Annotated in this window: 26 protein-coding genes; 11 read left to right on the top strand and 15 right to left on the bottom strand. The window is 37.0% G+C overall.

The genetic code is table 11. The annotated features are described in order from the left end of the window. Window positions 1-5: 5 nt before the first annotated feature. The 3 genes from lspA (at window position 6) to BCL90_RS11980 (ending at window position 2,008) form a co-directional block, all read left to right on the top strand. Window positions 6-512: a signal peptidase II gene (gene lspA / locus BCL90_RS11970; protein WP_121284198.1), complete on the top strand. Its 507-nt coding sequence runs from the start codon at window positions 6-8 to the stop codon at window positions 510-512. A gap of 141 nt (window positions 513-653) precedes the next feature. Beyond that, complete coding sequence (locus BCL90_RS11975; RefSeq protein WP_121284199.1) at window positions 654-1,403, top strand: M57 family metalloprotease; 750 nt, start codon at window positions 654-656, stop codon at window positions 1,401-1,403. Window positions 1,404-1,591: 188 nt separating this feature from the next. After that, window positions 1,592-2,008: an OsmC family protein gene (locus tag BCL90_RS11980; RefSeq protein ID WP_121284200.1), complete on the top strand. Its 417-nt coding sequence runs from the start codon at window positions 1,592-1,594 to the stop codon at window positions 2,006-2,008. Window positions 2,009-2,181: 173 nt separating this feature from the next. Here BCL90_RS11980 and BCL90_RS11985 read toward each other — a convergent pair whose 3' ends face one another. Together BCL90_RS11985 and BCL90_RS11990 are read right to left on the bottom strand one after the other, a co-directional pair. Then, window positions 2,182-3,822 carry an NAD+ synthase gene (locus tag BCL90_RS11985; RefSeq protein WP_121284201.1) on the bottom strand — a complete coding sequence of 547 codons (1,641 nt, stop codon included), beginning with the start codon at window positions 3,820-3,822 and terminating at the stop codon, window positions 2,182-2,184. A 44-nt stretch (window positions 3,823-3,866) separates the two neighbouring features. Then, window positions 3,867-4,541, bottom strand: coding sequence for a porin family protein (locus BCL90_RS11990; RefSeq protein WP_121284202.1), 675 nt, complete (start codon window positions 4,539-4,541; stop codon window positions 3,867-3,869). A gap of 30 nt (window positions 4,542-4,571) precedes the next feature. Between BCL90_RS11990 and gldB the strand changes: the two genes are divergently transcribed. From gldB to BCL90_RS12010, 4 genes are all read left to right on the top strand, one after another. Further along, window positions 4,572-5,606, top strand: coding sequence for a gliding motility lipoprotein GldB (gene gldB / locus BCL90_RS11995; protein WP_121284203.1), 1,035 nt, complete (start codon window positions 4,572-4,574; stop codon window positions 5,604-5,606). Window positions 5,607-5,716: 110 nt separating this feature from the next. Then, the gene (locus tag BCL90_RS12000) at window positions 5,717-6,487 is read left to right on the top strand and encodes a patatin-like phospholipase family protein (protein ID WP_121284204.1); all 771 of its coding nucleotides are present in this window, start codon (window positions 5,717-5,719) and stop codon (window positions 6,485-6,487) included. Window positions 6,488-6,802: 315 nt separating this feature from the next. Next, window positions 6,803-7,597, top strand: coding sequence for a M12 family metallopeptidase (locus BCL90_RS12005; RefSeq protein WP_121284205.1), 795 nt, complete (start codon window positions 6,803-6,805; stop codon window positions 7,595-7,597). A 70-nt stretch (window positions 7,598-7,667) separates the two neighbouring features. Next, entirely contained in the window at window positions 7,668-8,585 is a 918-nt protein-coding gene (locus BCL90_RS12010; protein WP_121284206.1) for an omptin family outer membrane protease, read from the top strand. A 143-nt stretch (window positions 8,586-8,728) separates the two neighbouring features. Here the strand turns inward: BCL90_RS12010 and BCL90_RS12015 are convergent, their stop codons facing one another. The 5 genes from BCL90_RS12015 to BCL90_RS12035 all read right to left on the bottom strand — a co-directional run bounded on the left by BCL90_RS12015 (window position 8,729) and on the right by BCL90_RS12035 (window position 13,700). Then, the gene (locus BCL90_RS12015; protein ID WP_121284207.1) at window positions 8,729-9,448 is read right to left on the bottom strand and encodes a 2-phosphosulfolactate phosphatase; all 720 of its coding nucleotides are present in this window, start codon (window positions 9,446-9,448) and stop codon (window positions 8,729-8,731) included. A 10-nt stretch (window positions 9,449-9,458) separates the two neighbouring features. Beyond that, the gene (locus BCL90_RS12020; protein WP_121284208.1) at window positions 9,459-10,493 is read right to left on the bottom strand and encodes a PDDEXK nuclease domain-containing protein; all 1,035 of its coding nucleotides are present in this window, start codon (window positions 10,491-10,493) and stop codon (window positions 9,459-9,461) included. Window positions 10,494-10,528: 35 nt separating this feature from the next. After that, the gene (gene gcvT, locus BCL90_RS12025) at window positions 10,529-11,608 is read right to left on the bottom strand and encodes a glycine cleavage system aminomethyltransferase GcvT (RefSeq protein WP_121284209.1); all 1,080 of its coding nucleotides are present in this window, start codon (window positions 11,606-11,608) and stop codon (window positions 10,529-10,531) included. A gap of 258 nt (window positions 11,609-11,866) precedes the next feature. Beyond that, a complete protein-coding gene (locus tag BCL90_RS12030) occupies window positions 11,867-13,069 on the bottom strand; it encodes a glycosyltransferase family 4 protein (RefSeq protein WP_121284210.1) in 1,203 nt (400 codons plus the stop codon). A 22-nt stretch (window positions 13,070-13,091) separates the two neighbouring features. Continuing rightward, complete coding sequence (locus BCL90_RS12035; protein WP_121284211.1) at window positions 13,092-13,700, bottom strand: ribonuclease HII; 609 nt, start codon at window positions 13,698-13,700, stop codon at window positions 13,092-13,094. 69 nt (window positions 13,701-13,769) lie between these two features. Here BCL90_RS12035 and BCL90_RS12040 point away from each other — a divergent pair, with 69 nt between their 5' ends. From BCL90_RS12040 to BCL90_RS12055, 4 genes are all read left to right on the top strand, one after another. Then, window positions 13,770-14,471 carry a hypothetical protein gene (locus BCL90_RS12040; protein WP_121284212.1) on the top strand — a complete coding sequence of 234 codons (702 nt, stop codon included), beginning with the start codon at window positions 13,770-13,772 and terminating at the stop codon, window positions 14,469-14,471. 11 nt (window positions 14,472-14,482) lie between these two features. After that, window positions 14,483-14,821 carry a TfoX/Sxy family protein gene (locus BCL90_RS12045; protein ID WP_121284213.1) on the top strand — a complete coding sequence of 113 codons (339 nt, stop codon included), beginning with the start codon at window positions 14,483-14,485 and terminating at the stop codon, window positions 14,819-14,821. Between the two features lie 91 nt (window positions 14,822-14,912). Continuing rightward, entirely contained in the window at window positions 14,913-15,545 is a 633-nt protein-coding gene (locus BCL90_RS12050; protein WP_121284214.1) for a prealbumin-like fold domain-containing protein, read from the top strand. A 97-nt stretch (window positions 15,546-15,642) separates the two neighbouring features. Further along, window positions 15,643-16,173 (top strand): DUF4251 domain-containing protein, encoded by a 531-nt coding sequence (locus BCL90_RS12055; protein ID WP_121284215.1) that lies wholly within the window; start codon window positions 15,643-15,645, stop codon window positions 16,171-16,173. An 89-nt stretch (window positions 16,174-16,262) separates the two neighbouring features. On the opposite strand, the gene BCL90_RS12060 is transcribed toward BCL90_RS12055, so the two are convergent. The 8 genes from BCL90_RS12060 to BCL90_RS12095 form a co-directional block, all read right to left on the bottom strand. Continuing rightward, window positions 16,263-17,345 carry a glutaminyl-peptide cyclotransferase gene (locus BCL90_RS12060; protein ID WP_121284216.1) on the bottom strand — a complete coding sequence of 361 codons (1,083 nt, stop codon included), beginning with the start codon at window positions 17,343-17,345 and terminating at the stop codon, window positions 16,263-16,265. Beyond that, complete coding sequence (locus BCL90_RS12065) at window positions 17,323-17,688, bottom strand: YraN family protein (RefSeq protein ID WP_121284217.1); 366 nt, start codon at window positions 17,686-17,688, stop codon at window positions 17,323-17,325. Before BCL90_RS12065 ends, BCL90_RS12060 begins: the two co-directional genes overlap by 23 nt. A 214-nt stretch (window positions 17,689-17,902) precedes the next feature. Further along, window positions 17,903-19,882 carry a DNA primase gene (gene dnaG / locus BCL90_RS12070; RefSeq protein WP_121284218.1) on the bottom strand — a complete coding sequence of 660 codons (1,980 nt, stop codon included), beginning with the start codon at window positions 19,880-19,882 and terminating at the stop codon, window positions 17,903-17,905. A gap of 146 nt (window positions 19,883-20,028) precedes the next feature. Next, complete coding sequence (locus BCL90_RS12075) at window positions 20,029-20,688, bottom strand: SGNH/GDSL hydrolase family protein (RefSeq protein WP_121284219.1); 660 nt, start codon at window positions 20,686-20,688, stop codon at window positions 20,029-20,031. 18 nt (window positions 20,689-20,706) lie between these two features. Further along, the gene (locus tag BCL90_RS12080) at window positions 20,707-22,275 is read right to left on the bottom strand and encodes a serine hydrolase (protein ID WP_121284220.1); all 1,569 of its coding nucleotides are present in this window, start codon (window positions 22,273-22,275) and stop codon (window positions 20,707-20,709) included. 59 nt (window positions 22,276-22,334) lie between these two features. Beyond that, window positions 22,335-23,276 carry a hypothetical protein gene (locus BCL90_RS12085; RefSeq protein WP_121284221.1) on the bottom strand — a complete coding sequence of 314 codons (942 nt, stop codon included), beginning with the start codon at window positions 23,274-23,276 and terminating at the stop codon, window positions 22,335-22,337. 119 nt (window positions 23,277-23,395) lie between these two features. Further along, window positions 23,396-24,580: a M20 metallopeptidase family protein gene (locus BCL90_RS12090; RefSeq protein ID WP_121284222.1), complete on the bottom strand. Its 1,185-nt coding sequence runs from the start codon at window positions 24,578-24,580 to the stop codon at window positions 23,396-23,398. Then, window positions 24,567-25,010 (bottom strand): SPOR domain-containing protein, encoded by a 444-nt coding sequence (locus tag BCL90_RS12095; protein WP_121284614.1) that lies wholly within the window; start codon window positions 25,008-25,010, stop codon window positions 24,567-24,569. The genes BCL90_RS12090 and BCL90_RS12095 overlap by 14 nt, the downstream gene beginning before the upstream one ends. Between the last annotated feature and the right edge of the window lie 397 nt (window positions 25,011-25,407).

Below are 25,407 nucleotides of genomic sequence, written 5' to 3' on the forward strand. Positions count from 1 at the left end.
AAATTATGCAAAAAATAGAAAACCTCCGCTGGTCGGTATTACTCTTGTTATTAACTTTAAATTTTGGTTGCGATCAGATTTCTAAAAAAATTGTGCGTACTGAGATCAGCGACTACGAACATATCAGCATTATAAAAAACCATTTTACATTGACCAAAGTAGAAAACAGTGGTGCGTTTTTAAGTCTTGGCGATAATATGCCCTATATTTTCAGACTAATTATTTTAACAGGCTTACCATTATTATTTTTGGGCTACGGGTTATATTTTCTTTTTGCCAAGCGTAATTTACCAATGACTATGCAAATTGCTTTGTGTTTTCTGATCGGTGGCGGTATTGGCAACTTATATGACCGGATTGTACATGGATCGGTTACCGATTTTATGCATATAGATTTTTACATCTTCCAAACGGGTGTTTTTAATTTTGCTGATATTTCGATCATGATTGGTGTAGGTATATTACTTTTCCAGTCGATTAGAAGTAGTAGGCTAAAACACCAGATAGATTAGGGCAAACGGAAAGATTAAAATACGCTAATTAAAAATACAAAAAATATGTGTTAAAAATACAAATATGTATTTTTTGTATTATATTTATTCATTTAATACTTTAATTACAGCGTATTACGATCTAAACCAAAAACCTAAACTATGAAAAACCTATTCAAAAAAACCATGCTGATTGCGTTGCTATCAGTAGTCGTGATCTCATGTTCTAAAAAAAATGAGATACCAGCCGATCTGGAAAACGAAACCACTCAAAATCAAAAAGTTCTTGCTTACATCAAAAATCTTGGATTTACAGATGCACAGATTGTAGAAAGTGGAAATAATTATGTTGTTGATGGCGATATCGTATTTGCTAAAAATATGGAGGTTCCTGCCGATAATGGAAAACCAATCACAGAACAATATTACAATGGCTATATTGTAACCAATAGCACTAATATACGCGTTAAGGTCGACCCTTCGATTAACAGTATGATCAGCGAAATCAATTCTGCAATCAACCAATGGAATACGGTGCCTAATTCTAAACTCAAATTTGTGATTACAACAGGTACTATTTATGATATTCTAATTAAAGTAGATAATACTATTGGAAGTTCTACATGCGGGCAGGCTTATTTATCAACCTCTAACGGTAAAGCTGGCAATACGGTTTGGATTAACCGCAATCTGATCCAGAACAATTCTTTTGCACAACGTACGAGAACCATAACCCATGAATTTGGCCATACCATTTCATTTAAACACACCAACCAATCTACAACCATTAATGTTCCAGGGGTTGGAGGAACCGATGCATTATCATTAATGAACGGCGGACAATGTGGAAGCGGCGCAACTGTTTTATCATCAAAGGATAAACAGGCTACCGCGGTATTGTACCCTTTATAATTTAAAATCAGATAAATAACCTAAAAGATCGTAATGCATTAGAAGCTGTTTCTCTGGAGCAGCTTCTTTTTTTGAAACAATATTTGGGAATGATTCTAATACAAGGATTTCTTAACAAAGAATTGCCACCTTTAAACAAACATATTTTTATCTTTAGGTGTTAAACAATCTAAAAATAAAATCCAATCATGAAAAGAAATGCAACGGCCGTATGGCAAGGTTCTATTAAAGAAGGTAATGGTAACATCACTACACAAAGTACCACTTTAAATAATACTCAATATTCTTTTAATTCTCGTTTTGCAGAAGGTGTTGGCACAAATCCGGAGGAATTAATTGCTGCTGCTCACGCAGGCTGTTTTACCATGAAATTATCTGCTAACTTAACTGAAGCAGGATTTACAGCAGATAAACTGGAAACTAAATGTGAAATTAACCTTGATCCATCAAAAGGTGAAATTGTTGAATCGCATTTAACCTTAACGGCTTCTGTACCTGATTTGACAAAAGAAAAATTTGATGAACTGGTAGCTGATGCAGAGAAAAACTGCCCGATCTCTAAATTATTAAATACAACCATTACAGTTGATGCTACTTTAGCATAGCCTATTTTGTCATGCTGAGGTACGAAGCATCTACAGGCTATTGAGCAGATGCTTCGTGCCTAAGCATGACAGCGGTTTTCAGTTGGCTGTTTCCAGTTGGCAATTCACAAATTAAACAATTAACCGCTTAATCAGTTAACCTAACAATTCCAACAATTGCGCAGTTAAAACAACTAAGCCATATATTTCCCAACTATCGGCATTCTTCTTCCCATACCAAAGGCTTTAGGCGATACCCTTAAAATAGGCGGGGTTTGGTAACGTTTAAATTCTGCAACATTAACCATTTTCAGAATCCGCAGCACCAATGCCTCATCAAAACCTTGAGCAATAATGGCTTTCGAGCCCTGTTTCTTTTCGATGTGCTGGTATAATATTTTATCTAAGATTTCATATTCAGGCAATGAATCAGAATCTTTTTGATCAGGTCTCAATTCTGCTGAAGGTGGTTTAACAATAGTATTAATCGGGATAATTTCCCTTTCCTTATTAATGTACCTTGCAAGCTCAAAAACCTGCATTTTATACACATCGCCTATTACGCCAATTGCACCACACATATCTCCGTATAAAGTGCCATAACCAACAGCACACTCGCTTTTGTTCGATGTATTCAATAAAATATAACCAAATTTATTGCTCATGGCCATATTAATGATTCCGCGGATACGGGCCTGAACATTCTCTTCTGCAAGGTTAAAAGGCAAACCCTTAAAAGCTGGTGCCAGTATATGATCGAAAGCCTCTGCAACCTCTTTAATTGGCACAATTTCGTGCATGCAACCAATATTATTAACCAAATCTAAAGCATCTTGAATAGAATGGTCGGAAGAAAATTTAGAAGGCATTAAAACGGACATTACATTCTCAGGCCCTAGCGCGCGACAAGCCAGTGCACATACCACGGCAGAATCAATTCCGCCTGATAAACCTAAAACCGCTTTACTAAAACCAGATTTCCTAAAATAATCTTTAATACCTAAAATCAATGCATCGTGAATCTGCTCAATATCTGTTAATCTTTCCGATTTAGGGTATTTATTACGCACACTTTCTACCTCTTCTAAATCAAAAACCTGAAGGTCTTCTTCAAAATACTTCATTTCTGCTTTCATCTCTCCATCAGCATCGAAAACCAAAGAACCTCCATCAAAAATAATTTCAGTTTGCGCACCAACCTGGTTTACATAAAATACCGGAAGGTTATACTTTTTTGCATTGTCGGCTAAAACTTTTATACGTTCATCATCATGGGTATAAGAAAAAGGAGATGCAGCAATATTAATCATCACATCAGGTTGCTCCTTAATCAGCTCATCCATTGGGTTAGAAACATATAGTGGATTATCGTTAATATTCCACAGGTCTTCACAAATGGTTAAGGCAATTTTTTTTCCCTTAAAATCGATACAGTTAAATGTTGTGGCAGGTTCGAAATAGCGATATTCATCAAACACATCGTACGTTGGCAATAATGCTTTTTTAACAATTGCCTTAACTTTTCCTTCTTCGATAAAATACGCTGCATTATACAGGTCTTTTCCCTGTAAGATCTCATTTTTAACCGGTAAACCGACAATACAGGCAATATCTGTACAATGTCTGGCTATTTCCTGAGCAGCACCTTCGCACAAGGCGATAAACTCATCAAACTCTAAAAAATCTCTTGGGGGATAACCACAGATAGCCAGTTCGGCAAAAACAACCAGATCAGCTCCTTTATCTTTAGCCAATTGAATATTTTCCTTTATTTTTTCCGTGTTGGCTTCAAAGTTTCCAATGTGGTAATTAAGTTGTGCTAGTGCTATTTTCATGGTAAAAGTATCAGGTAGTAAGTATCAAGACAAAAATATTGAGATTAAAAGAATACACCGAAATTAAGTGCCAAATAATGATTTCTAACATCCCTGGCTTTATCTGTTACAATGTTAGTGAAACCATTATTAAAAGTTAAACCCGCTACAATACTGGTATTGCCAGAAATATCAAATTCGCCACCTCCACCGATGATTAATCCGGCACGGTAAAGTTTGATATTATCAGACACGTTTAAATTATCGCCAACAACCATACCACCTGTAACCGCGTCTTGCTTAGCACTGATATTGAATGAATTAGACAAACCAAACTGACCATACCAGCGTTTTCCGTCAGCCTTTACTGTTTTTAATTTAATGGTTAAAGGCAGTTCTACATATTGTAACTTATATTTTAAATCGTAAGCTTTTGGGGTACTGCTACTACTCGTTGCATAATAAGGCAGCACGTTCGCCTCAGTGCTTTTACCGTTAATAGAAGTAATGGTTAAAGCGGTAGAAAAACTATAATTAGGAGCAAAATTAAAATCGCCCATTAATCCGTAAGAAAAACCCAAAGCTATTCCATCTGTTTTTCCCTGTTCAGGCTTAATCCAACCAAAAGTTGGAGTAGCAGTTAGGCCTAACCTAAAGCCATAATTGGTTATAGGAAAATTTTGCGCCCATGCGCCAATACTTAAAACAGACAAAATTAAAATGATTGATATTCTTTTCATGCTATCAGTGTTTATATATATTTGTTGTACATGATGTATAACGTTAAACACTGGCAAATTTATCTAATTTTTCTTTTTGCCATCACATTTATTTCCTGTAAGCAAAGCAACAGACCTGATGTAAGCAATATACAGGTAAAAATTAAAATCGAAAGATTTGATAAAGAACTATTTGCCGGAAAAAACAAAAACATCATTGATATAGACAAACAGCTTGGCTCGAAATATGGTGTGTTTTATGACGATTTTATCCACCGGATTCTGGATAGTAAATACTCAAACACCGAATCTTTAGCCAATTTATATAAAGATCAGGCCTATACCGATTTAAGCAAAGAAGTAGATAGTGTTTTTCCAAACTTAAAAGTACAGGAAGAGGGCTTAAATGAAACTTTTAAATACATTAAATACTATTATCCAAAAGCGAAGATTCCAAAATTTATTTCTTTTGCTTCAGGTTTTGCTTACCAAATGCCAGTAGGCGATAACTATCTGGGTATTGGCTTGGACATGTTTCTGGGTAAAGACAGTAAATTTTACAGGGCTATTGTGCAAAGTGTACCCTTATATCTTTCCAGGAGGTTTGCACCTGAATATATTGTGCCACGTGTAGCCGAAACTTATGCACATGAAGAACTGTTTGCAGAGCCTGATGACAATAGAACCTTATTGTCTAAAATGATCTTTCAGGGAAAGGTTTTATATTTTTTAGATCAGGTACTGCCCGAAAACTTAAGCGATTCTATCAAAATCGGATATACTCAACAACAATTAGACTGGGTCCAAAATTTTGAGGGTGATATTTGGGCATATTTTTTAGAGAACAATTACCTGTATGAAACCGACTACCAAAAAATCCAGGTGTTTTTATCTGAAGGACCTTTTACCCCGGGTTTAGGCGAAAATAGAGATTCGGCACCAAAATTGGGTGTATGGATGGGTTGGCAAATTGTTAAGAAATACATGAAAGCGCATCCTGATATTACTTTGCAACAGTTAATGGCCGATAATGAGGCACAAAAGATTTTAAATCAATCGAAGTATAAACCGAAACAACAGCGATAGTTTGCAGTTTTTAGTTATCAGTTTTAAAGGCCAAAACAATTTAACAATACAACAATTAAGCAATAAAATTGATCAGTTAAACTTTTAAGTAATCATACTAAATTAAACCTATGAAAGTTGGCATTGTATTATCAGGCGGAGGCATCAGGGGAATAGCTCATTTAGGGGTTTTAAAAGCCTTTAGCAATTTGGGCATTACCTTTAGTCACATTAGTGGAACAAGTGCAGGAGCCATAGCCGGAGCCTTTTTTGCAGCTGGTATAGATCCGGAAGAAGGCTTAAATATTTTCCTTAAAACCAAACTCTGGCGCTTTGTACGACCAGCTGTAGGTTCTTTAGGCTTAATTAATATTGAGAATACTGCTTTAATATTAAAGGAATATTTTCCCGAAAATTTAATTGAGAATCTAAAAATACCTTTAACCATTGCTGCCGTAAACTTTAGCGAAGGCCGGTTGGTTTATTTTACAAAAGGGCCTCTTATCAGAGCCATTCATGCCTCTAGTTGTATCCCAGGCATTTTTAAACCCATTATGATTGATGGTCAGATGTATGTGGATGGCGGTATTTTAAATAATTTCCCAGTCGAACCTTTAATGGATGAATGCGATTTCATTATAGGCTCATCGTGTAACCACCTTAAACCAGTTGATAAAATTACAGGTATCACCAATTTAATGGGCCGCGCAGGTATCATGTCGATCAACCACGATATGGAAAGAAAAGCTAAATTTTGTAATGTATTAATCGAACCAAAAGGTTTAGGCGCCATTAGTACATTTGATATGAAACGTGCTGAAGACATTTATTGGCTGGCACACGAAGAAGCCTTGATTACGATTAAAAATAGTCCGACAATCTCTGAACTGATCACGAAATAATTGATCGTATTTATTGGTGTTCATCCCGGATCTTGCAGTATTAAAACTACAATAAAATAAATAAAATTAACTATTTTATTGAGAGTAAAAAATACATTTATGCAATAAAAATATTACAATTTTCTTGGTATTGATATAATATTGATTTACTTTAGGATTGTACTTTGCAAACGCAGAGGGAATTAACCTAAATGTCTATTTATGCTTTTCAACCAAATTATTCTTTTCCAAAGAAGAAGAATCCCTGTATTCGCTATTTTCTAATTTGATTTTCAGCCAAAAATCAGATCATTATTAACCTAAAAAAACCTAATCATGAAATTTTTAAAATTAAATAAAACCTTATTAACCGCACTTGTCCTATCTATAGTATTATACGCCTGTAAAAAAGAAAGGCCTACAGAAACTGCAGATTTAGAAAAACCAGAAATAGCTGCTGTGAATCCACTTGGTAATATTCAGGTCTGCACAGAAAGATCATTAGATGGTACTACCCCTAGAGGTGCCCTACTAAAATCTACTAAATGGACTCCAGGCACCACAATCAAGGTGAGTTTAAACGGAAGCACAGCAGCCATCAGGGCTAAAGTAATTCAATATGCAAAGGCTTGGGAACAATATGCCAACATCAAATTCAACTTTGTAACAAACGACAATACAGCCAAAATCAGGGTAAGTTTTGTAAGTGGAGATGGATCCTGGTCTTATCTCGGAAAATTAACGCCTAGCACCGGTGCTACCATGAACTACGGTTGGTTAACAGCAAGTACATCAGATTCGGAATATAGCCGGGTAGTAATCCACGAATTCGGCCATGCCTTAGGATTGATCCATGAACACCAACACCCATTGGTAGCTATTCCCTGGGATAAACCTGCTGTTTATGCTTATTACGCAGCTGCTCCAAATTACTGGAGCCAGGCAGAAGTAGACAATGCCTTATTTGCAAAATACACTACCTCCCAAACCAATTATAGCACTTATGATAAATACTCAATCATGCACTATGCTGTTCCAAACGAACTAACCACCGGTGATTACGAAGTGGGATGGAATACAGTACTATCTCCTACTGATAAAACATTTATTGCTTCAGTATATCCATTTTAAAAATAAATAATTACACATAGTGGTATAATTGGCCACTATGTGTATTTTACTGCTATAAAATAAAATAGATATGCAGATCGCTTTGCGGATTTCCTTGATCAAACAGTTTTTAGCCTGCTCAACCCTCATCTTATTCTGTAAAGTCGTATCAGCACAAGACACCCCTCACAGGTGGAGTGTAAAACCTTATATCGGTCTCCAGCAATCTAAATTTGACTGGTCTATTGCCGGCAATGCGGCTGGTGCCAATCCGAATGTACTATCAGAACTGATCTGGAAAAATCTTAAAGGGCCTGGTTTTGGGTTAGACATCAAATACAATATTACCCGGCGGTTAAGTGTTAAAGCTACTAACCAATACAGCAACATAACCAAAGGAGAGGCAGAAGATACCGACTATGCAGATGATAACAGGCAGAATGCTTTTTATTTCGATCTGCTCAACGCAAATAAAGGTTACTTATATGATGCCGCTTTACAGCTCAATTATCAACTATTAAAGTTTGGGCAATTTAACATCAATCCAATTGTCGGACTTTCGTACAATCAGCAAAAATTCTATCTGTTAGAAAGTGCAAATAACCCAGACAGCAAAGGCTTAAACTCTACATATCAAGCAAGATATAAAGGATTCGATTTTGGAGCAGAATTCATTTTTATCACGAATAAATTTAGTTTGGGTGCCACGATTTTAGCTGGTTTTTACAATTATTCGGCAAAAGCCAACTGGAATTTAATCCCTGATTTTGCAAAACCTGTAAGCTTTACACATAAGGCAAATTCCTTTTCCTTAAGTGGCGATATCAATCTTGCTGTACCAGTAAGCAAAAGTTTACGGTTAGAAGTTGACTATAAGATCAATAACATCAACACTTACTCTGGTGTAGATAAAGCTTATTTTAATAGCCGGGCAACAGAGGAAACTCAATTTAATGGTGCAAATTTTAGAAAAAATGCTGTATTATTGGGGCTAAATCTCAGCTTTTAATTAAGAGTGTCTCATTGTCCTCGTTTGCAACGAGGATAAAAGAGAATGGCGATTTTATCGCCGAGAGGAAACAATTTTTATGACTGATGCAACCACATTACAAATGTGGTTCTCCACAATTCTCGTTACAAACGACGACTATATTAATTAGTTTTTAAGGCCACCAAACGTTCACCCTCCAATACCGGAATTGTTTTGCACAGATTTAACTGCAAACAGAAAACAACATCTTCCTCTATATTCAACTGAGCCAGGCGATGGCTATGCGATGATTTATGAAGGTACTTTCTCAGATCTGCTTTAGCCAAAGAATACAAATCTTCTGCAGCTACACTAGAATCGTCAAAATGTTCGAAATTTTGACGGAGATTATTTACAACCGCTCCGGCAAAAAGGGTATCTTCTAAATTGAACTGATCTTTCCAACCAGCACACAGCAAAAGCACATTTTTATCCTGACTTTTCAGATAATCGCAAAGCGAATCTAAATTAAGGAATGATCCGATCACAACCTGATAAGCTCTTTTTTGTGCCAGATGCAAAGCTTTGGTACCATTTGTAGTGGTTAAAACGACCGTTTTTCCATTTACTTTTTCATGGGTATAAGAGAATGGCGAGTTGCCGAAATCGTATCCTTCTACCACCTCTCCATTTCGTTCTGCTGCCAATAAAAATCCGCTATCGCGATAGTTTAAACAATCTTCCACCTGAGCTACGGGAATAATCGCTTCAGCACCATTATCTATCCCATAAGTAATAGATGAGGTAGCTCTCAAAATATCGATAACCACGACAATGCTTTGTTCTATATCGTATAAGTCGATTAAGGCCGGAGTTAAACAAACTTCTATTTTTTTTGACATGCGATGAGATTTATTCATTAATAATTTCTTTTACCTTTTCTTCCAGGAGTTTTTGATCAGGTAAATAAAGTTGATATTTGGAGACGAATATTTTATTGGAGAGTCCACCAGTTACATACTTTACCAAAAATTCATTTTTATCTGCAGCAATGATAATTCCTATCGGATCATTATCGCCTTCAGCATTTTCTTCCTCTTTGAAATAGTTGAGATAAAAATTCATTTGGCCGATATCCTGATGTTTTACCTTTTTTGTTTTCAGGTCGATAAGTACGAAACACCTTAATATTCGGTGATAAAACACGATATCAACAAACATGTGTTCATTATCGACAGTTATTTTAAACTGCCTCGCGACAAATGAAAAGCCCTTACCAAGCTCCAATAAAAATCTTTGGAGATTATCAATAAGTTTTTTCTCTAGTCCCGATTCTTTAATGATACTGCCTGTAGGGATGTTCAAAAACTCAAAAATATAAGGGTCTCTGATTAAATCATCAGAGCTATTAATTACTTGACCTTTTTCGGCTAAAGTTAGTACACCTTCTTTATCTTTGCTTAGCGCTAGTCTTTGAAATAAAGCTGAATCAATTTGGCGTTTCATTTCTCTAAAACTCCAATTTTCTTTTATAGCCTGTGCTTCATAAAAACTTCTGGAGAGCTGATCAGAAATAGTTAAAAGTTCTGCATAATGACTCCAGCTAAGAAAAACGCCAGACACTGTCTGGCGAATTAAATCTTCGTCTGCTAAGGGCTGAAATTTAGGATAGTTTATATAAAACAAACGCATAAGCTGCAAACTTGACCGACTAAATCCTTTGCCAAATTTTAACTTCAAATCTGCAGAAAGCGTTACCAACAATTCCTTACCATACTCGGCTCTCTGTTTCCCGTGTTGTTCAAAATCAACAATATATCTTCCAATTTTCCAATTGGCAAGAATCAGCTCAACATTAATTGCTTTTATCGCATTCTGCTTCGCCGTTTGTAAAGTTGACCCAATGTGGTAAAGCAGCTCATTATATTTATTTTCTTCCAGTTCCATCACTTTAAAAAATATTGCTGCTTTAACTATAAATCCTATTTATAAAAAGGAAACTTAACCACTTTAGCTTTAATTGGCGTATTGCGGATTAAAATAAAAACTTCAGTTCCTTCTTTAGCGAAATCTTTTGCGATGTAGCCCATACCGATTGCTTTTTGCAGTGAAGGCGCCTGTGTACCGGAAGTTACTTTACCGATAATGTTTCCTTCAGCATCAGCAATTTCATAGTCATGTCGCGGAATACCACGATCGATCATTTCGAAACCAACCAATTTCTTTTGAATACCAGCTTCTTTCTGCGCTAATAGTGCCTCCGAATTGGTAAAAGATTTAGAAAATTTAGTAATCCAACCTAAACCTGCTTCAATTGGTGAAGTAGTATCATCAATATCATTTCCGTATAAACAGAAACCCATTTCCAAGCGCAGAGTATCGCGGGCACCTAAGCCAATTGGCTTAATGTTATATGGCGCACCCGCTTTAAAAATAGCATCCCAGATCTGATCTGCATATTGGTTTTCAAAGTAAATTTCAAAACCACCAGCTCCGGTATAACCTGTTGCAGAAATAACCACGTTATCAACGCCAGCGAAGGTACCTTTAACAAAAGTATAATATTCCATTGATGCCAAATCAACATCGGTTAAGCTTTGTAAAGCATCAGCCGCTTTTGGTCCCTGAATGGCTAAAAGAGACGTTTGATCAGAAATATTGTGCATTTCTACACCTTCTGTATTAAACTGCTGAATCCAGTTCCAGTCTTTTTCAATGTTTGATGCATTTACCACCAACATATAGGTTTTATCGTCTATTTTGTAAACCAAAAGATCATCTACAATACCACCATCTTGATTTGGCAGGCAAGAATACTGAACCTTTCCATCATATAATTTAGAAGCATCGTTACTGGTTACACGTTGAATAAGATCTAATGCATTTTCGCCTTTAAGAATAAATTCGCCCATGTGGCTTACATCAAAAACACCTACACCGTTACGAACAGTTGCATGTTCGGCATTTATACCCTCGTACGTAACAGGCATATTGTAACCTGCAAATGGAACCATTTTAGCGCCTAAAGCGATGTGTTTTTCTGTTAATGCGGTGTTTTTCATCCGTAAATTTTATTTTTTATGATAATGAAGTCAGTATAGCTGATATTCTGTGAATTATGACGGCTTTATTCGTTATTCTTCTTGGGCGCAAAAGTACTAAGAAAAAGACAAAATTTCGGGGTTAATTTTAAGGAGTTTATGGATGATTTTTCTAATCATCCTTCAGGTTGAACTTGTTTCAGTACCTATTAGAGTGGCACTCAGAGTTGACAACTTTCACTCTTGATGCCTATTAAAGTTGTCAACTCATAAATCCACCTATGCACTCACCAATTCTTCGTAAATCTTCAGCATTTTACCAGAGATTAAATGCACACCATGGTCGTTTTCGACAGTCTTACGGGCATTCTCTCCAATCTCTACCCAACGTTTTGGATTAATGATACACTGTAAAATTGACCGGTAAAATTCATCAGCGGTATCGGCAATTAAAATGTCGTGGCCATGCCTGCAATTAATTCCCTCAGCCGCAGTAGTGGTGGCAATAATACATTTTTTCATGGCCATACCTTCAATAATCTTAACCCGCATTCCGGTTCCAGAAATTAAAGGAACAATCATAATCGCTTTAGAATTCATAAACTCTACCGCATCGAAAACTTCTCCCTCTACAATCAGGTTTTCTGAATCGTACTCGAAGAAATGTTTTTGCATGTTTTTCCCTGCAATATAAAATCGGAGGTCTTTATTCAGCTTTTCAATATCGGGCCAGATATCATCCAAAAACCATTCTAATCCTTCCTGATTTGGCCTCCAGTCCATTGCACCTAAATGAAAAAGTGTGGGAAAACTGGTTTTGGTTTTATCTACCTTGTATTTTTCTAAATCAATGGCCACCGGAAAAACCGACATCGGAATTTCGCAGCCAAACCTTAATATACTTTGCCGATCGGGCTCACTAATGGCGAAAATATGATGGAAACGGTTAATCTGATCGGTTTCATACGCCTTAAGACGCTGAGCTAAAAAAGCCAGGTATTTACGTCTGATTAAAAACTTTTCTGAATGAGAAAGACGTTCCCAAAGGGTAAATTCGATATTGTGCGCCCGATAGATAAGCCTGGCATTACTATTTGCCTTAACCACATCCAGATAGGGAACAACAAAAAGTCCCTCAAATTGAATAACGTCGAATACATTTTCGCGTAAGAGGTTTTCTAACTGACGTGCGGCATCTTCGCTGTAATACCTCGAAACATTATAAGATTCGTTGGTGAAAATATTAAAAAATGCCGACCATACGTTTACATCGGTATCTAAATCGTGGGTATGGTATTTAATCTGTTCAAAAATAGGATCGTAAATATCTTCAATATCAATTCTTCCTTTTGTAGGGTTGAGGCTAAACAAAGTAATATCTGCGCCAAGTTGCAGCAAACCTTTTATGGTATTATAAACCACAATAGGATAACCACTATTTGGCGGAAAGGGAACCCGCTTGGTAATTAACAGAATTTTCACAATGTTGTGAACATACGAAATTTTAGGCGTTTTTTGAAAACAGATCCAACTGAGGGTCGCTCACATTAAAAGTTTTGCGGTGAAAAGGCGAAAGCCCGATTTCGATCACAGCTTTACGGTGTGCAATGGTAGGGTATCCTTTATTCTGCTGCCAATTGTAATGCGGAAAATCAACGTGTAGGTTGGTCATGTATTCATCCCGGTGGGTTTTGGCTAATATAGAAGCAGCAGCAATATTTAAATATTTCCCATCGCCCTTAATGATACAGCTATGCGGAATCTGCGGATAGGTTTTGAAGCGATTGCCATCAATTACCAGGTATTGTGGTTGAGTATGTAATTTTTCTATTGCCCTGTGCATGGCCAAAAAGGAAGCATTTAAAATATTGATCTGGTCTATCTCTTCATGATCACAAGAAGCTACGGCCCAGGCTAAAGCTTCCTGTTCTATTATCGGTCTCAGAGTAGCCCTTTGCCCATGCGATAATTGCTTAGAGTCATTTAATCCTTCTAACACAAAACCTTTTGGCAAAATAACCGCCGCAGCAAAAACAGGACCAGCGAGGCAACCTCTTCCAGCTTCATCACATCCAGCCTCTAATAATTCTTCCTGATAACAGTTTAATAACATGTTGCAAATTTACTGAAATAGAGCTAGTAAGGAAATTATTTTGTTCAACATCTTTTAAACATTAATTTTATGGATAAAGGATTTATAATGCATATCATTAAATTAACGCTTATTTTTTGCCTGTTATGTTTTACGTGTTTTGCACAAAAGAAAAAATACGGTATTATAAAGACACCTGTGGAACCGCCCTCAAGAGCAGACTATGATGTTTTAGAAAAACGCATGGTTTGCATTTACCGGAACAAATATTCACCCGCAGAAAGATTAAGATTTTTTCCATTTAACCAATACAAAAAGGTGATGTTGATTTCTTTTGAACCACCGGAGTTAATGGCTGAAATCATTTATAGCGATACCACTAAAGCTCCGACCAACATACCAGTTGAGGAAGAAGTTTACCATATACTATTGGAAAAAAAACAAAAATTAGATTTAACAAGATTAAAAGAAAAGAAGATTTTATCCGCTTTGGAGGTGGATAAACTTACCGATGTACTTTATAACTTTGGCTACACCTCTACCAAAAGCTACAAAGGGTTATTGATAGCTGAATCAGAGGGATATAGATGTTATGAGCCACGAAATGCAATTGTATTTTTAGATGAAAATGGCTTAGTAGCCGAATATATCGAGATCTGTTTTGAGTGCTTTAATAGGAAGGAAAGTTCAGACAAAATGAAGACTGGCCAATTTTGCAATGAAAAATATGATCTGATTAAAAAATACTTCCGTGCTACGGGTATTAGGTATGGCACAGCCAAACGTAAATAACAATTTGAACCATGAAATATAACGAAACCTTGGCGCTCCGTGTGGCCGAACGTCTAATGCATCTACAAGATGTACAGGAAAAAGAGATGTTCAACGGGCTAATTTTTATGGTGAATGGCAAAATGTGTATCGGTGTTTCTAAGAATAGTATGATGGTACGACTCGATCCCAATAGCCTGGAAAACTTATCGGATAAAGACGGCTGGCAGCAAATGGTAATTGGTAACAGACCTATGAAGGGTTATGTTTCAGTATCGGAAGATGTTTTGGGAAGAAATGATGAACTCGATTTTTGGGTAAACCTTGCCCTGGCCTTCAATCCCTTTGCAAAAGCATCAAAAAAGAAATAACCATAAACACAATCTGTTGCCCGATCCCGCTGTTCAAAAACTAGCAAGAGCCATATTTTTTGATTAATTTTATGTTAACTAATCAAATATTATGAAAGAACGAGCTATTATAGCAGCATTTCTGCTATGCATTTCATTCACCATCCAGGCTCAGGTTAAAAGAACCAGTACATTAGCAGAAACTAAAGAAACAAATACGCAATCCTTAAGAACTCAGGCTCCAGAGGGGCATTACTGTGATTATTGTAAATTAAATTACCCGGAATCGCATTTCCCTTGCATTATGAAATCCATTAAAGGCAAGCTGGATGTAACCACAGGCGAGGTAAGTTTTGTGGCCGGGCAACCAATAGGTGGCATTGTAGTTAAAGGCGGCAAAAACCTGGAGAGCAATACCTTTACACTTGTGACCAACCAAAATGGAGAAATAGAATTTAATAATACCAGCATCGGGAATTATAAATTTATCATTTCAGTACCTTCCACTAATCCCAAATCGCGGGTAGCAGGCTCGCCAATCGGGGGAATAATTGTTAAAGGCGGTAAAAATCCTGGCGGCAGTTTAATCACTTTAATTACCGACGAAAACGGCGAAATAGAACTGAACAACCTGCCTGTTGGCACCTATAAATTCACCGCAATAGGCGCTTCGGCAACTGAGAAAGATAATCCATTATATAAATCGAGTTATTCTGAAAAGGTAAATCCTTTACATAAAAACTAAAATTGATAAATTCACGCTACCTTTCATTTTTTGGCACTATTATGGAATCTTTCAAATCTGTGCATCTTTAAATTATCACACATTTAAAACACACATTATGAAACATTTAAATTTAATATTGAGCCTGGCATTTCTTTCGATAGGATTTCATTCTTTTGCCCAAACCGATAAAGAAACTACAGTGAAAATCGTTGCGGATAAAAATTATACTTTTATTGCCAACACAGCCGTACCGATGTCTAACAATGATGTTAATAGAGTATTGGCAATGATGCCAGGCAGTCAGGGAGGCTCTTCAATAAACCTATCGGGATCGCAATACGATGTGAAGGTTACTAAAGACAGTATTGTTGCTTATCTGCCTTATTTTGGAAGATCTTTTTCGGCTCCGATGGATCCGACACAAGGCGGCATTAAATTTACTTCAAAAAATTTCACCTATACTGAATCTAAAAATAAAAAAGGAACCTATATTATCCAGATTAATACAAAGGATGTAACACGAGAAAATTATCGGTTTACCATTAATATCTCTACCAATGGTTACGCTTCGCTAACCGCTAGTAGTATGAATAAACAACCCATCATTTTTAATGGTTATTTAGACGAGCCGAAGAAACAGGATTAGGGGCTTGTCATCCTGAGCCTGTCGAAGGACCTCTTTAAATTCATATTAAGGCATTTCGACAAGCTCAATGTGACATATCGATAATTAAATTATTTCTTAACCAACTCTATCTGAAAAATATGTGGCCATTTTTTACCGGCTACAAAAAGCCTTTTACCTGCCTTATCATAAGCAATTCCATTTAATACATTATTGGCCTTTTCATCTTCGGTTTTAAAGTAATCAGCAGGCAACAATCCAGATAAATCAATCTTGCTTTCAACAGCCCCAGTTTCTGGATTGATGATCATGATTTCATTGGTTGTATATACGTTTGCATAAATTTTACCATCAATAACTTCGAGTTCATTCAGATTTTGAATCGGGCCCTTATTATCGAAAACATCAATCGAACCAATTTTCTGATAGGTATCCTTATTCAGAAAAAAGATCGTGTTAGAACCATCGGTATTTAATACTTTCTCTCCATCAAAAGCCAGGCCCCATCCTTCTCTGCCTGTAGTATAAGAAAACTCCGATAATTTCTTAAAAGTAGCCTTATCATAAACAAAGCCTACTTTTTCACGATAAGTTAACTGAATAATTTTATTGCCAATTACCGTGATGCCCTCACCAAAATATTGCTTATCCAAATCTGCTTTCTGAAGGATTTTACCTGTTGATGGTTCTACTTTACGCAAACTCGAATGGCCATAATCGCCGGCACTTTCGTAGAAAAAGCCGTCATGGTATTCTAAACCTTCTACGTACGAAGAGGTATCGTGAGGCAAGGTCTTAATCACTTTATAAGTATACTCAACTGGCGCCTGGGCCGCTAGCACATTAATATTTGAAGTTAACTCCTCTGACTTCCCATCTCCAAATATTTTTGCAGTTATCAGGTGATTGCCCAATTTTAAACCCTCGGTTTTAAGTTTCACGGACGAAGTATCGGTTTTTGAAACCAATTTAACAGTATCGATCAGGTAAACTACAGAATCTACTTTTGGTTCAGCACCAAACTGTACCTTCACATCAAATTCGTTTCCCGATGGCACATTAAGGCCAGTCATCGGCGAAATGAAGCTGCGATAAGTCGTGGTAGAACTGTCTTTACAAGAACTCACGAATGCAAGTGCAATTCCGATAAATATAAAATTTTTAATGGAGTTAGTCTTCAGGCCAAAACGCATCTTCTATATGGTTTAATTTATAATTTTTATTTTTTGTAAAGATAATCGCAATAATATCAAAACGGATATCATTTTGATGATTCATGATTTCAATATAAGCATTAGCGGCCAATTCCATCTGAATTTGTTTTGCTTTATGTACAAATTCTTCTGGCTCGCCAAAAGCGACTGAGCTCCGGGATTTAACCTCTACAAAAACCATAATGCCGTTTTTATATACGATTAAATCAACCTCGGCTTTGCCATGTGTCCAGTTTTCATCTAAAACCTCATAACCCTGATCTTCGAGATATTGTTTGGCAATTTTTTCGCCTTCTTTACCTAAATCGTTATGAAGTGCCATATATGATTAAATACTAGAGCTTGATTAATATTTTCACTATAATGATATTTAGCTTCTCATTCTAGTCGATCGTCATGCTGAATTTATTTCAGCATCTTTCCTACTATAAAGACCCTGAAATAAATTCAGGGTGACGATACTATTATTTAATGTATGAAGTAAAGTCATCTATAAAACTAAGCGATCATTTTCATTAAACATTGCTGGCAATTAATTACTTAACAATAACAGAACCCAGAAATTTAGAGATCTCTCTCTCTACACCTTTAATCACGCCATAACGCTGCATTAAAATCATTTGATTATCCTCGTTCTTTTCCTCTTTAATTTCTTTCAACAGGTTCGTCAATATTTTTTCGACTTTACGTTTTTTGAGGTGAAAAATACCACCTAAAATAGTCGCTTTTAAATTCATTGATTCGTCTTTAACATAGATAAGATGTTTATTTAACCAGTTTTCACTCAATGCATATTCTGAAGTTGAAAGTGTAATGGCCAGATCAGCAATATCCCTATCCTCATGTTTAACAAAGTGGTTCGACGTGGGCAATCTGCCGTTGTCGATTTCTGATTTATAATAATCGATAATTCTTTTGCAAAGTGGATCATCAAATTCCACATCGCTCAGGTTCTGCATGATGAATGAGCCAATGTACATGTCATCAATTTTATCCCAGTTTACAAATTCGTGCCCAAAAGCCAGTAATAAACGGACAATTTCCTTTTCCTGATGCTCATTATCTTCTACAGGCTGCTCATGGCCCATAGGACCTGCGCTGTCATCCCATAAATCATCTGGCGGACCAAGCGGTTCTGGCGCACCCGAAGAATATTGTTTCGGACTTGAAGAAGGCGTTGCACGCTGGTTATTATCAAAGCTTTTTTTAAGCTTGACCGAACGCATTTTATTTAATTCGCTCAGTAAGATATGCTCATCAATTTCGAGCAAACTGCTACACTCACGGATAAAAACCGAAGCTTTGATAGGATCTGGAATTTTAGCAATACTTTCTACAATATCGCGGATAATACCTGCTCTTTTGATTGGATCATTCCCGGCATCTTTAAGCAGCACATTCGCCTTGTATAAAATAAAATCTTTTCTATTCTCCTCAAGATAGGTTTTAAAGGCCCCGGCACCCACATGGTGCATATAAGAATCCGGATCATGGCCATCGGGGAAAGAAACGATTTTAACGTTCAGTCCTTCTTCCAAAATCATATCCAGACCACGGAGTGAGGCTTTGATACCCGCAGCATCGCCATCAAACAAAATGGTAATGTTCTGGGTAAAACGGCCAATCAGTTTAATCTGCTCTACTGTTAACGAAGTACCTGATGAAGCTACTACGTTTTCTATTCCTGCCTGATGTACCGAAAGCACATCTGCATAACCTTCGGCCAGGTAACAGTTATCCAGATCGCGGATGGCTTTTTTGGCATGAAATAAGCCATAAAGCACGTTCGACTTGTGGTAAATTTCGCTTTCAGGCGAGTTTACATATTTTGGAACGTTTTTATCCGTTTTTAGCGTTCTGCCTCCAAAGCCTATAATCCGGCCAGTAAAGTTGTGGATAGGAAACATGACGCGACCGCGAAAGCGATCGTAAATTTTACCATTATCGTTTTTAATGGATAATCCGGTAGCTTCTAAAAACTCTAATTTATGACCGGCGTTGGTTGCGCTTTGCGTCATCGCATCCCACACATCAGGAGAATAACCAACCTCGAATTTTTTTAGGATGTCTTCTCTAAAACCACGTTCTTTAAAATAGCTGAGGCCTATGCCCCTGCCCTCGTCTGTTTCCCAGAGCTGCTTCACAAAAAATGCAGCAGCATACTGCGAAACTACATAAAGGCTTTCTTTTGCACTTTGTGCTTCGGCATCCTGTGGACTGAGTTCAGCTTCCTCAACTTCTATATTGTATTTATTGGCTAAAAATTTAAGTGCTTCCGGATATGAATATTTTTCATGATCCATAATAAAGCGCACCGAATCGCCCCCTTTACCACAACCAAAGCATTTATATATGCCTTTAGTTACAGATACGTGAAAGGAAGGTGTTTTTTCGCCATGGAAAGGGCAATTACCAATTAAACTGGTTCCGCGTTTTTTTAAGTGCACAAAATCCCCAACTACCTCCTCAATACGGGCGGTATCCATTATCTTATCTATCGTTTCGCGGTTTATCATACTTATTATTGTCCGTCATTGCGAGGAGGCACGACGAAGCAATCTTTTTTGCTATTATTTATTTTCAATTGTTTATCGCCAAACAGGAAAGATTGCTTCGCTCCACTTCACATTCCCTTCTTCAGTTCGCAATGACGAATATCTTTCTACTTCACCAAAGGCAATAACTGATCAGCCACCAATTTATTACCGGTTTCGTTCAGGTGTACTCTATCAACGGTTAAAATGCCTTTTTCTTTATCTTCAGGATTATTTTTTGCTTCGTATTCGGCGAAAATCTTTCTTAAATCGCATACCGGAAGATTGTTTTTTGCAGCCAGTATTCTAATTCCTTCAGCATATTTATTCAAATCGGCATCTAACTCATTGGTGCCATCTTTTTTCTCACCAACAACTGATGGGGTAACCAATACCACTTTACTGCCCACACCCTGGATTTTATTGATCAAAGCCTGATAGAACTTTAAATATTTATCATAATCGGTTCCCGTATGAGATGATTGTTTATGCCAAACATCATTAATACCTACATAAATCACCACTAAATCAGGTTTCTTGTTCAGCACATCATCTTCTAAACGCAGATAAAGATCATAAACCTTATTGCCACCTATACCTGCACCAATTACGTCGTATTTTGTAGAATCGAGTGATTTTTTGATTAGGGTTATATATCCATTTTTAGAAACACCCTGTTGGGTAATCGAATCGCCGAAAAAGATAATTCGTTTTGGTTTAAATGTCATTGATGTTAATGCAATTAAGCAAAAGCTTAGTAAAATACTCGTTTTTATTACTTTTTTCATCGTGTATAATTGGTTAGGTTACTTTTTATCGGTCTTTTTAAAATCCAGGTCCTGAAAATCGAAACTGAAATCGGTTAATGGAGAAATGGCCTCGATTTTAAAACCATCGGCCAGGGCATTGTTATCTAAACTGAAGTTAACAAAGGCATCAGCATCCAAACTTCTGTCGTACCATTTTACAATAAATGTATTTCCCTTGTAGTAAATCATATCACCTCTCAGTTTTGGTGCATTTTTAGCTTGAAAATGCATTTTACCGTTTACTTCACTAATGGTTACTTCGCCAAACCACGAATCGCGGAAAGTGCCATAGTAATTTTTAGCATCAGGTTTCGAAGTCGATAATTTTTGTTGAGCAGCAATATCACTCCAAACTTTGGCGACCATCTCATCAGCTTGTTTTTCGTTTCTTAATCTATTATCGTTGTAGGTTTTAATCCTATCCTGACCTTTGATTCCTAAATAACCATCCTTGATCGAATTGGTAATGGCATTAAATGCTGCTCCAGACTGCTGATTGGTTAACACGATGATCCCCAGTTTCAGTTCTGGAAGAATGGTTACCTGCGTTACAATACCTGATAAACCACCGGTATGTGTTGCCTGAAAATTACCATTAACATTACTCAAAAACCAGCCTAAACCGTAACTGCTAAAAGCAGCCGGATTACCGCCTGCAATTATGGTTTGCGGGGCCCAGAGTTCTCTTGCCACTGCAGGGCTGAATAACTTTTTATCAAGGGTTTCACCATATTTACCACCGTTGATCATTGCCATTACCCATTTACTCATATCGGTAACGTTTGAGTAAATTCCTCCCGCTGCATTGGCAATTTCGCCAAAGCTTAAGCCTACGGGTAGCAGTTTGCCTTCGTAAGGTGCGTGCCCATCAATTACATTCGATTTATCTTTTAAACGGTACCATGAAGCAGCAGTTTTAGTCATGCCTAATGGTTTAATAATTCTTCCTTCGATAAAATCTTCGTAAGTAGTTCCAGAAACCCTTGCTACCACTTCTCCGGCAACAATATACATCAGGTTATCGTAATCATATTTGGTACGGAAAGAGGAAACCGGTTTTAAGTACCGCAAATTGTGAATGAGCTGCTTTTTGTTTACGGTTGATGAATCGGGCCAGATCATTAAATCGCCTGCACCCAAACCTAAACCGCTGCGGTGTGTAAGCAGATCGCGGATGGTAAATTCGCTGGTGACGTATGCATCGTACATTTTAAACTCAGGAATTACATCGGTAACTTTAGTATCCCAAGTAATTTTCTTTTCATCAACCAGCATACCTAAAGCTGCCGCGGTAAAAGCTTTTGTGTTTGATGCAACGCCAAAAAGGGTATTTTCATCAACATTTTTATTGGTTTTGATTGAGCTAACGCCGTAACCTTTTAAATGAATAATTTTACCATCTTTGATTACAGAAACCGCAATTCCGGGAACATTAAAGGTATTTAACGTTTTTTCGACCACGCTATCGATCTGTTTTGAAGAAAGCACCTGTGCCTGCAGATGGATACCCAAAAACAGCAATAAAGCAATGGATATTTTGAATTTTACAGAAGAAAAAAGTTGCATATTAATCGGTTTAAATAATCGTTTAAAGATAATAAATCTTTTAGGCGATAGTTGAATCCTTATTTGCCCTTTTCGAGTTTATAATCTTTATGTACGATTAAAAAACTTGCCCTTTCTTCTTTTTTAAAAGGGTAATCCCAGTTACCCTGATAGGTTATTTTGGTTGGTAATTTATCCTCTCCGAAATAACCCATTTCTATATTCATCTGCACATCAAAATCAAACAACATATTGCTGTATTTCATGTCGACATAACGGCCAAGAATATTAAAATTCCGTTTATCAAAAATGGTAACCAGTTCTTTGATCATGATGCCATCTTTTGTCCAGCTGCTCAAATCAGGCTTAACCGAAACTTTGAATCGATATACTGGGATAGAATCGAGATAAGTACCACTAGTGAAGCCATAATCATAATACTGCCGCATATTGGCCGAAAATATTTCAGTTTTACTGCCGATAAAAGGCACTTTTACAGGTCTGCCTGGATTAAAAATCAAGGTTTTCAGCTTGTCTTTATAACTTTCATTTGTTCCTCCTTTTCCATCAGGCTTAGGTGCATTGGGTACAAAATCAGTATTATAAGCATTCATAAAAATGTAATCGAACATTTCTACGGTATACAACTGGTATTTTCCGTTTTTCTTATAAATTTTTCCCGTATCCTGTTTTACCAAATACTCCATTTTATAGGGGCCACTATTATTATGGCGGATTTTGCGATAAATTTTTCCATCAACCTTGTTCTTTTTATCGTAACTGTAAATCCTGTTTTCGGCAATAAAAGTATAACGTTTCATATCCCTAAACGACTGATAAAAGGAAGTATCATACATTACCTTTCTGATAAATGTTTCTACATTCAACTTTTCGGCCTTAATATTTACAGCTGAATCGAGAACAATGGTTTTAATGGTATCCGGATTAAAACGGTTGATTTCCTGAGCAAAACCTTTATAAAAGAGCGGGATTAACAGTAAAAACAGCAATATTTTTTTCATGGATAAATGTAAAAGGTAAAATGGAAAATGTGAGATGGAAAATGTAAAACGGATGATTGAAGATAGATGATGGAACCTGAACTCCCCATCATCCATCTTACCTATTTACATCTTCCATCCTAATTCCCTAGTTGTTTTAAAGCAATATAAGCCATTAATCCGGTTGATATTTTCAAAGCATCCTCATCCACATCAAATCTCGGTGTATGTACTGAATATTGTGTGTCTTTTGCTGCGTTCCCTGTACCTAAACGATAAAAACAGGCATCTGTTACCTGCGAGTAGAAAGAAAAATCTTCAGCAGCCATCCAGATATCTAAATCGACTACGTTTTCTTTACCCAAAAATTCTTCAGCAAAGGCTCTTGCATTTGCCGTTAGTTTTTCTTCGTTGATTAAAAATGGATATCCTCTGTGAATATCAAAATCGCAGCTTCCACCCATGCTTTCGGCAATGCCTTCGGCCATTTTTTTCATGCGTTTGTGCGCTTCATCTCTCCATTCTTCATCCAAAGTTCTGAATGTTCCTTCAATTTTTACTTCATTAGGAATAATGTTGGTTGCACCGTTGGCAATTACTTTACCAAAAGACAGCACTGATGGAATACGTGGATCAGCATTACGGCTCACCACCTGTTGCAAAGCAATAATGATATGTGAAGCGATTACAACCGGATCGATATTTTGGTGCGGTTGCGCTCCATGACCACCTTTCCCGGTTACGGTAACATAAAGTTCGTCTGTTGAAGCCATATAAATACCCGAGCGGAAACCCACTTTACCGGCATCAATCAATGGCATTACATGCTGACCAACAATATGATTTGGTTTTGGATTTTCAAGTACACCTTCTTTGATCATGATGCTTGCTCCACCTGGCAAAAGTTCTTCTGCGGGTTGAAAAATCAGTTTAATGGTCCCACCGAAATCATCTTTCAGCTGGTTTAAAATATATGCTGTTCCTAAAAGTGAAGAAGTATGCACATCATGTCCGCAGGCATGCATTACGCCATGATTTTTGGAACGATAAGGTTTATCGTTTGCTTCGTGGATAGGCAGTGCATCCATATCGGCACGTAAGGCAATAACTTTATCAGATGGCTGATTACCTGTAATTAAACCTACCACACCTGTATTGGCACAGTCGGTATATTCAATTCCCCATTTCTTTAACTTATCCTTAATGAACAATGATGTTTCAAATTCTTTGAAAGATAATTCCGGATTGGCATGAATATGTTGACGATAACCTACTACATCGTTAAAAATGTGAGCGGCCAGTTCCTGTACTTTATTTTTGATCATTGGTTGTTGTGGTATCTAAAGTTGGTGCATTTATTTTTTCCCTAAAAATAAACAGTGTAGGGAAAGTTGGTCTGAGTTCGTTGATAAGGCGCTGCGCCTCTAAACGGCTTCTGAAATCACCCACCCGAACGTAATAGTTAGGCTCTTTATAAGTGAGATAGGTATTTAACTGAGGGTATAATCCTTTGAAACGTGCCTGCTGATTAAAAACTTCACGCCGGTCTGATCCATAAAAAATCTGTACACGGTAACCATAGCCAGAAACAATCGGTTTACCAGGCTTTACCTCACCTGAAGTTTTATAAACCTGCAACCGTTTGGCAATTAAACTATCAATTAAAGGATCTTTTATAACGGTTACCTCTCCCTTTTGCGCAAAAGCATTGGTAAAAAGAAACAAACAGCATATAAAAGGTAGTATTGTTTTCATGTTTAAAAACCCCAGCATTTAGTGAATAGACGATTAAAATATCATCTCATTTCTTCTTAACAACAAGAATGCCGAAATCGTTGCAAAAATCGGCATTCTTTATGGGTTAAGCAAATAGTTATTATTTTGGGGTTTTTTCGGTTCGTCATTTCGAGCGAAACGTAGTGAAGTCGAGAAATCTTTTAATAGTTAGAGTCTGTTTAAAAATTAAATAATATTTATTCCGCATGTCAGTCTGAGCTTAGTAGAAGAGCATAATAAAGCAATCGACTACGCTACCTAGACAGAATCCATTAGCACGGCCGTCATTCCCGCGCAGGCGGGAATCTTAAAGCACTTGCATTACGATTCCCAATCTAGTTGGGAATGGCGATCTCGCGCAGCCTACCATTTGCCA

The sequence above is a fragment of the Pedobacter alluvionis genome, assembly GCF_003664035.1.
GTDB lineage: Bacteria > Bacteroidota > Bacteroidia > Sphingobacteriales > Sphingobacteriaceae > Pedobacter > Pedobacter alluvionis.

Coding starts and splice junctions, on each gene's coding strand:
- lspA (WP_121284198.1), top strand. CDS start 6: ATGCAAAAAATAGAAAACCTCCGCTGGTCGGTATTACTCTTGTTATTA.
- BCL90_RS11975 (WP_121284199.1), top strand. CDS start 654: ATGAAAAACCTATTCAAAAAAACCATGCTGATTGCGTTGCTATCAGTA.
- BCL90_RS11980 (WP_121284200.1), top strand. CDS start 1,592: ATGAAAAGAAATGCAACGGCCGTATGGCAAGGTTCTATTAAAGAAGGT.
- BCL90_RS11985 (WP_121284201.1), bottom strand. CDS start 3,822: ATGAAAATAGCACTAGCACAACTTAATTACCACATTGGAAACTTTGAA.
- BCL90_RS11990 (WP_121284202.1), bottom strand. CDS start 4,541: ATGAAAAGAATATCAATCATTTTAATTTTGTCTGTTTTAAGTATTGGC.
- gldB (WP_121284203.1), top strand. CDS start 4,572: ATGATGTATAACGTTAAACACTGGCAAATTTATCTAATTTTTCTTTTT.
- BCL90_RS12000 (WP_121284204.1), top strand. CDS start 5,717: ATGAAAGTTGGCATTGTATTATCAGGCGGAGGCATCAGGGGAATAGCT.
- BCL90_RS12005 (WP_121284205.1), top strand. CDS start 6,803: ATGAAATTTTTAAAATTAAATAAAACCTTATTAACCGCACTTGTCCTA.
- BCL90_RS12010 (WP_121284206.1), top strand. CDS start 7,668: ATGCAGATCGCTTTGCGGATTTCCTTGATCAAACAGTTTTTAGCCTGC.
- BCL90_RS12015 (WP_121284207.1), bottom strand. CDS start 9,448: ATGTCAAAAAAAATAGAAGTTTGTTTAACTCCGGCCTTAATCGACTTA.
- BCL90_RS12020 (WP_121284208.1), bottom strand. CDS start 10,493: ATGGAACTGGAAGAAAATAAATATAATGAGCTGCTTTACCACATTGGG.
- gcvT (WP_121284209.1), bottom strand. CDS start 11,608: ATGAAAAACACCGCATTAACAGAAAAACACATCGCTTTAGGCGCTAAA.
- BCL90_RS12035 (WP_121284211.1), bottom strand. CDS start 13,700: ATGTTATTAAACTGTTATCAGGAAGAATTATTAGAGGCTGGATGTGAT.
- BCL90_RS12040 (WP_121284212.1), top strand. CDS start 13,770: ATGGATAAAGGATTTATAATGCATATCATTAAATTAACGCTTATTTTT.
- BCL90_RS12045 (WP_121284213.1), top strand. CDS start 14,483: ATGAAATATAACGAAACCTTGGCGCTCCGTGTGGCCGAACGTCTAATG.
- BCL90_RS12050 (WP_121284214.1), top strand. CDS start 14,913: ATGAAAGAACGAGCTATTATAGCAGCATTTCTGCTATGCATTTCATTC.
- BCL90_RS12055 (WP_121284215.1), top strand. CDS start 15,643: ATGAAACATTTAAATTTAATATTGAGCCTGGCATTTCTTTCGATAGGA.
- BCL90_RS12060 (WP_121284216.1), bottom strand. CDS start 17,345: ATGCGTTTTGGCCTGAAGACTAACTCCATTAAAAATTTTATATTTATC.
- BCL90_RS12065 (WP_121284217.1), bottom strand. CDS start 17,688: ATGGCACTTCATAACGATTTAGGTAAAGAAGGCGAAAAAATTGCCAAA.
- dnaG (WP_121284218.1), bottom strand. CDS start 19,882: ATGATAAACCGCGAAACGATAGATAAGATAATGGATACCGCCCGTATT.
- BCL90_RS12075 (WP_121284219.1), bottom strand. CDS start 20,688: ATGAAAAAAGTAATAAAAACGAGTATTTTACTAAGCTTTTGCTTAATT.
- BCL90_RS12080 (WP_121284220.1), bottom strand. CDS start 22,275: ATGCAACTTTTTTCTTCTGTAAAATTCAAAATATCCATTGCTTTATTG.
- BCL90_RS12085 (WP_121284221.1), bottom strand. CDS start 23,276: ATGAAAAAAATATTGCTGTTTTTACTGTTAATCCCGCTCTTTTATAAA.
- BCL90_RS12090 (WP_121284222.1), bottom strand. CDS start 24,580: ATGATCAAAAATAAAGTACAGGAACTGGCCGCTCACATTTTTAACGAT.
- BCL90_RS12095 (WP_121284614.1), bottom strand. CDS start 25,010: ATGAAAACAATACTACCTTTTATATGCTGTTTGTTTCTTTTTACCAAT.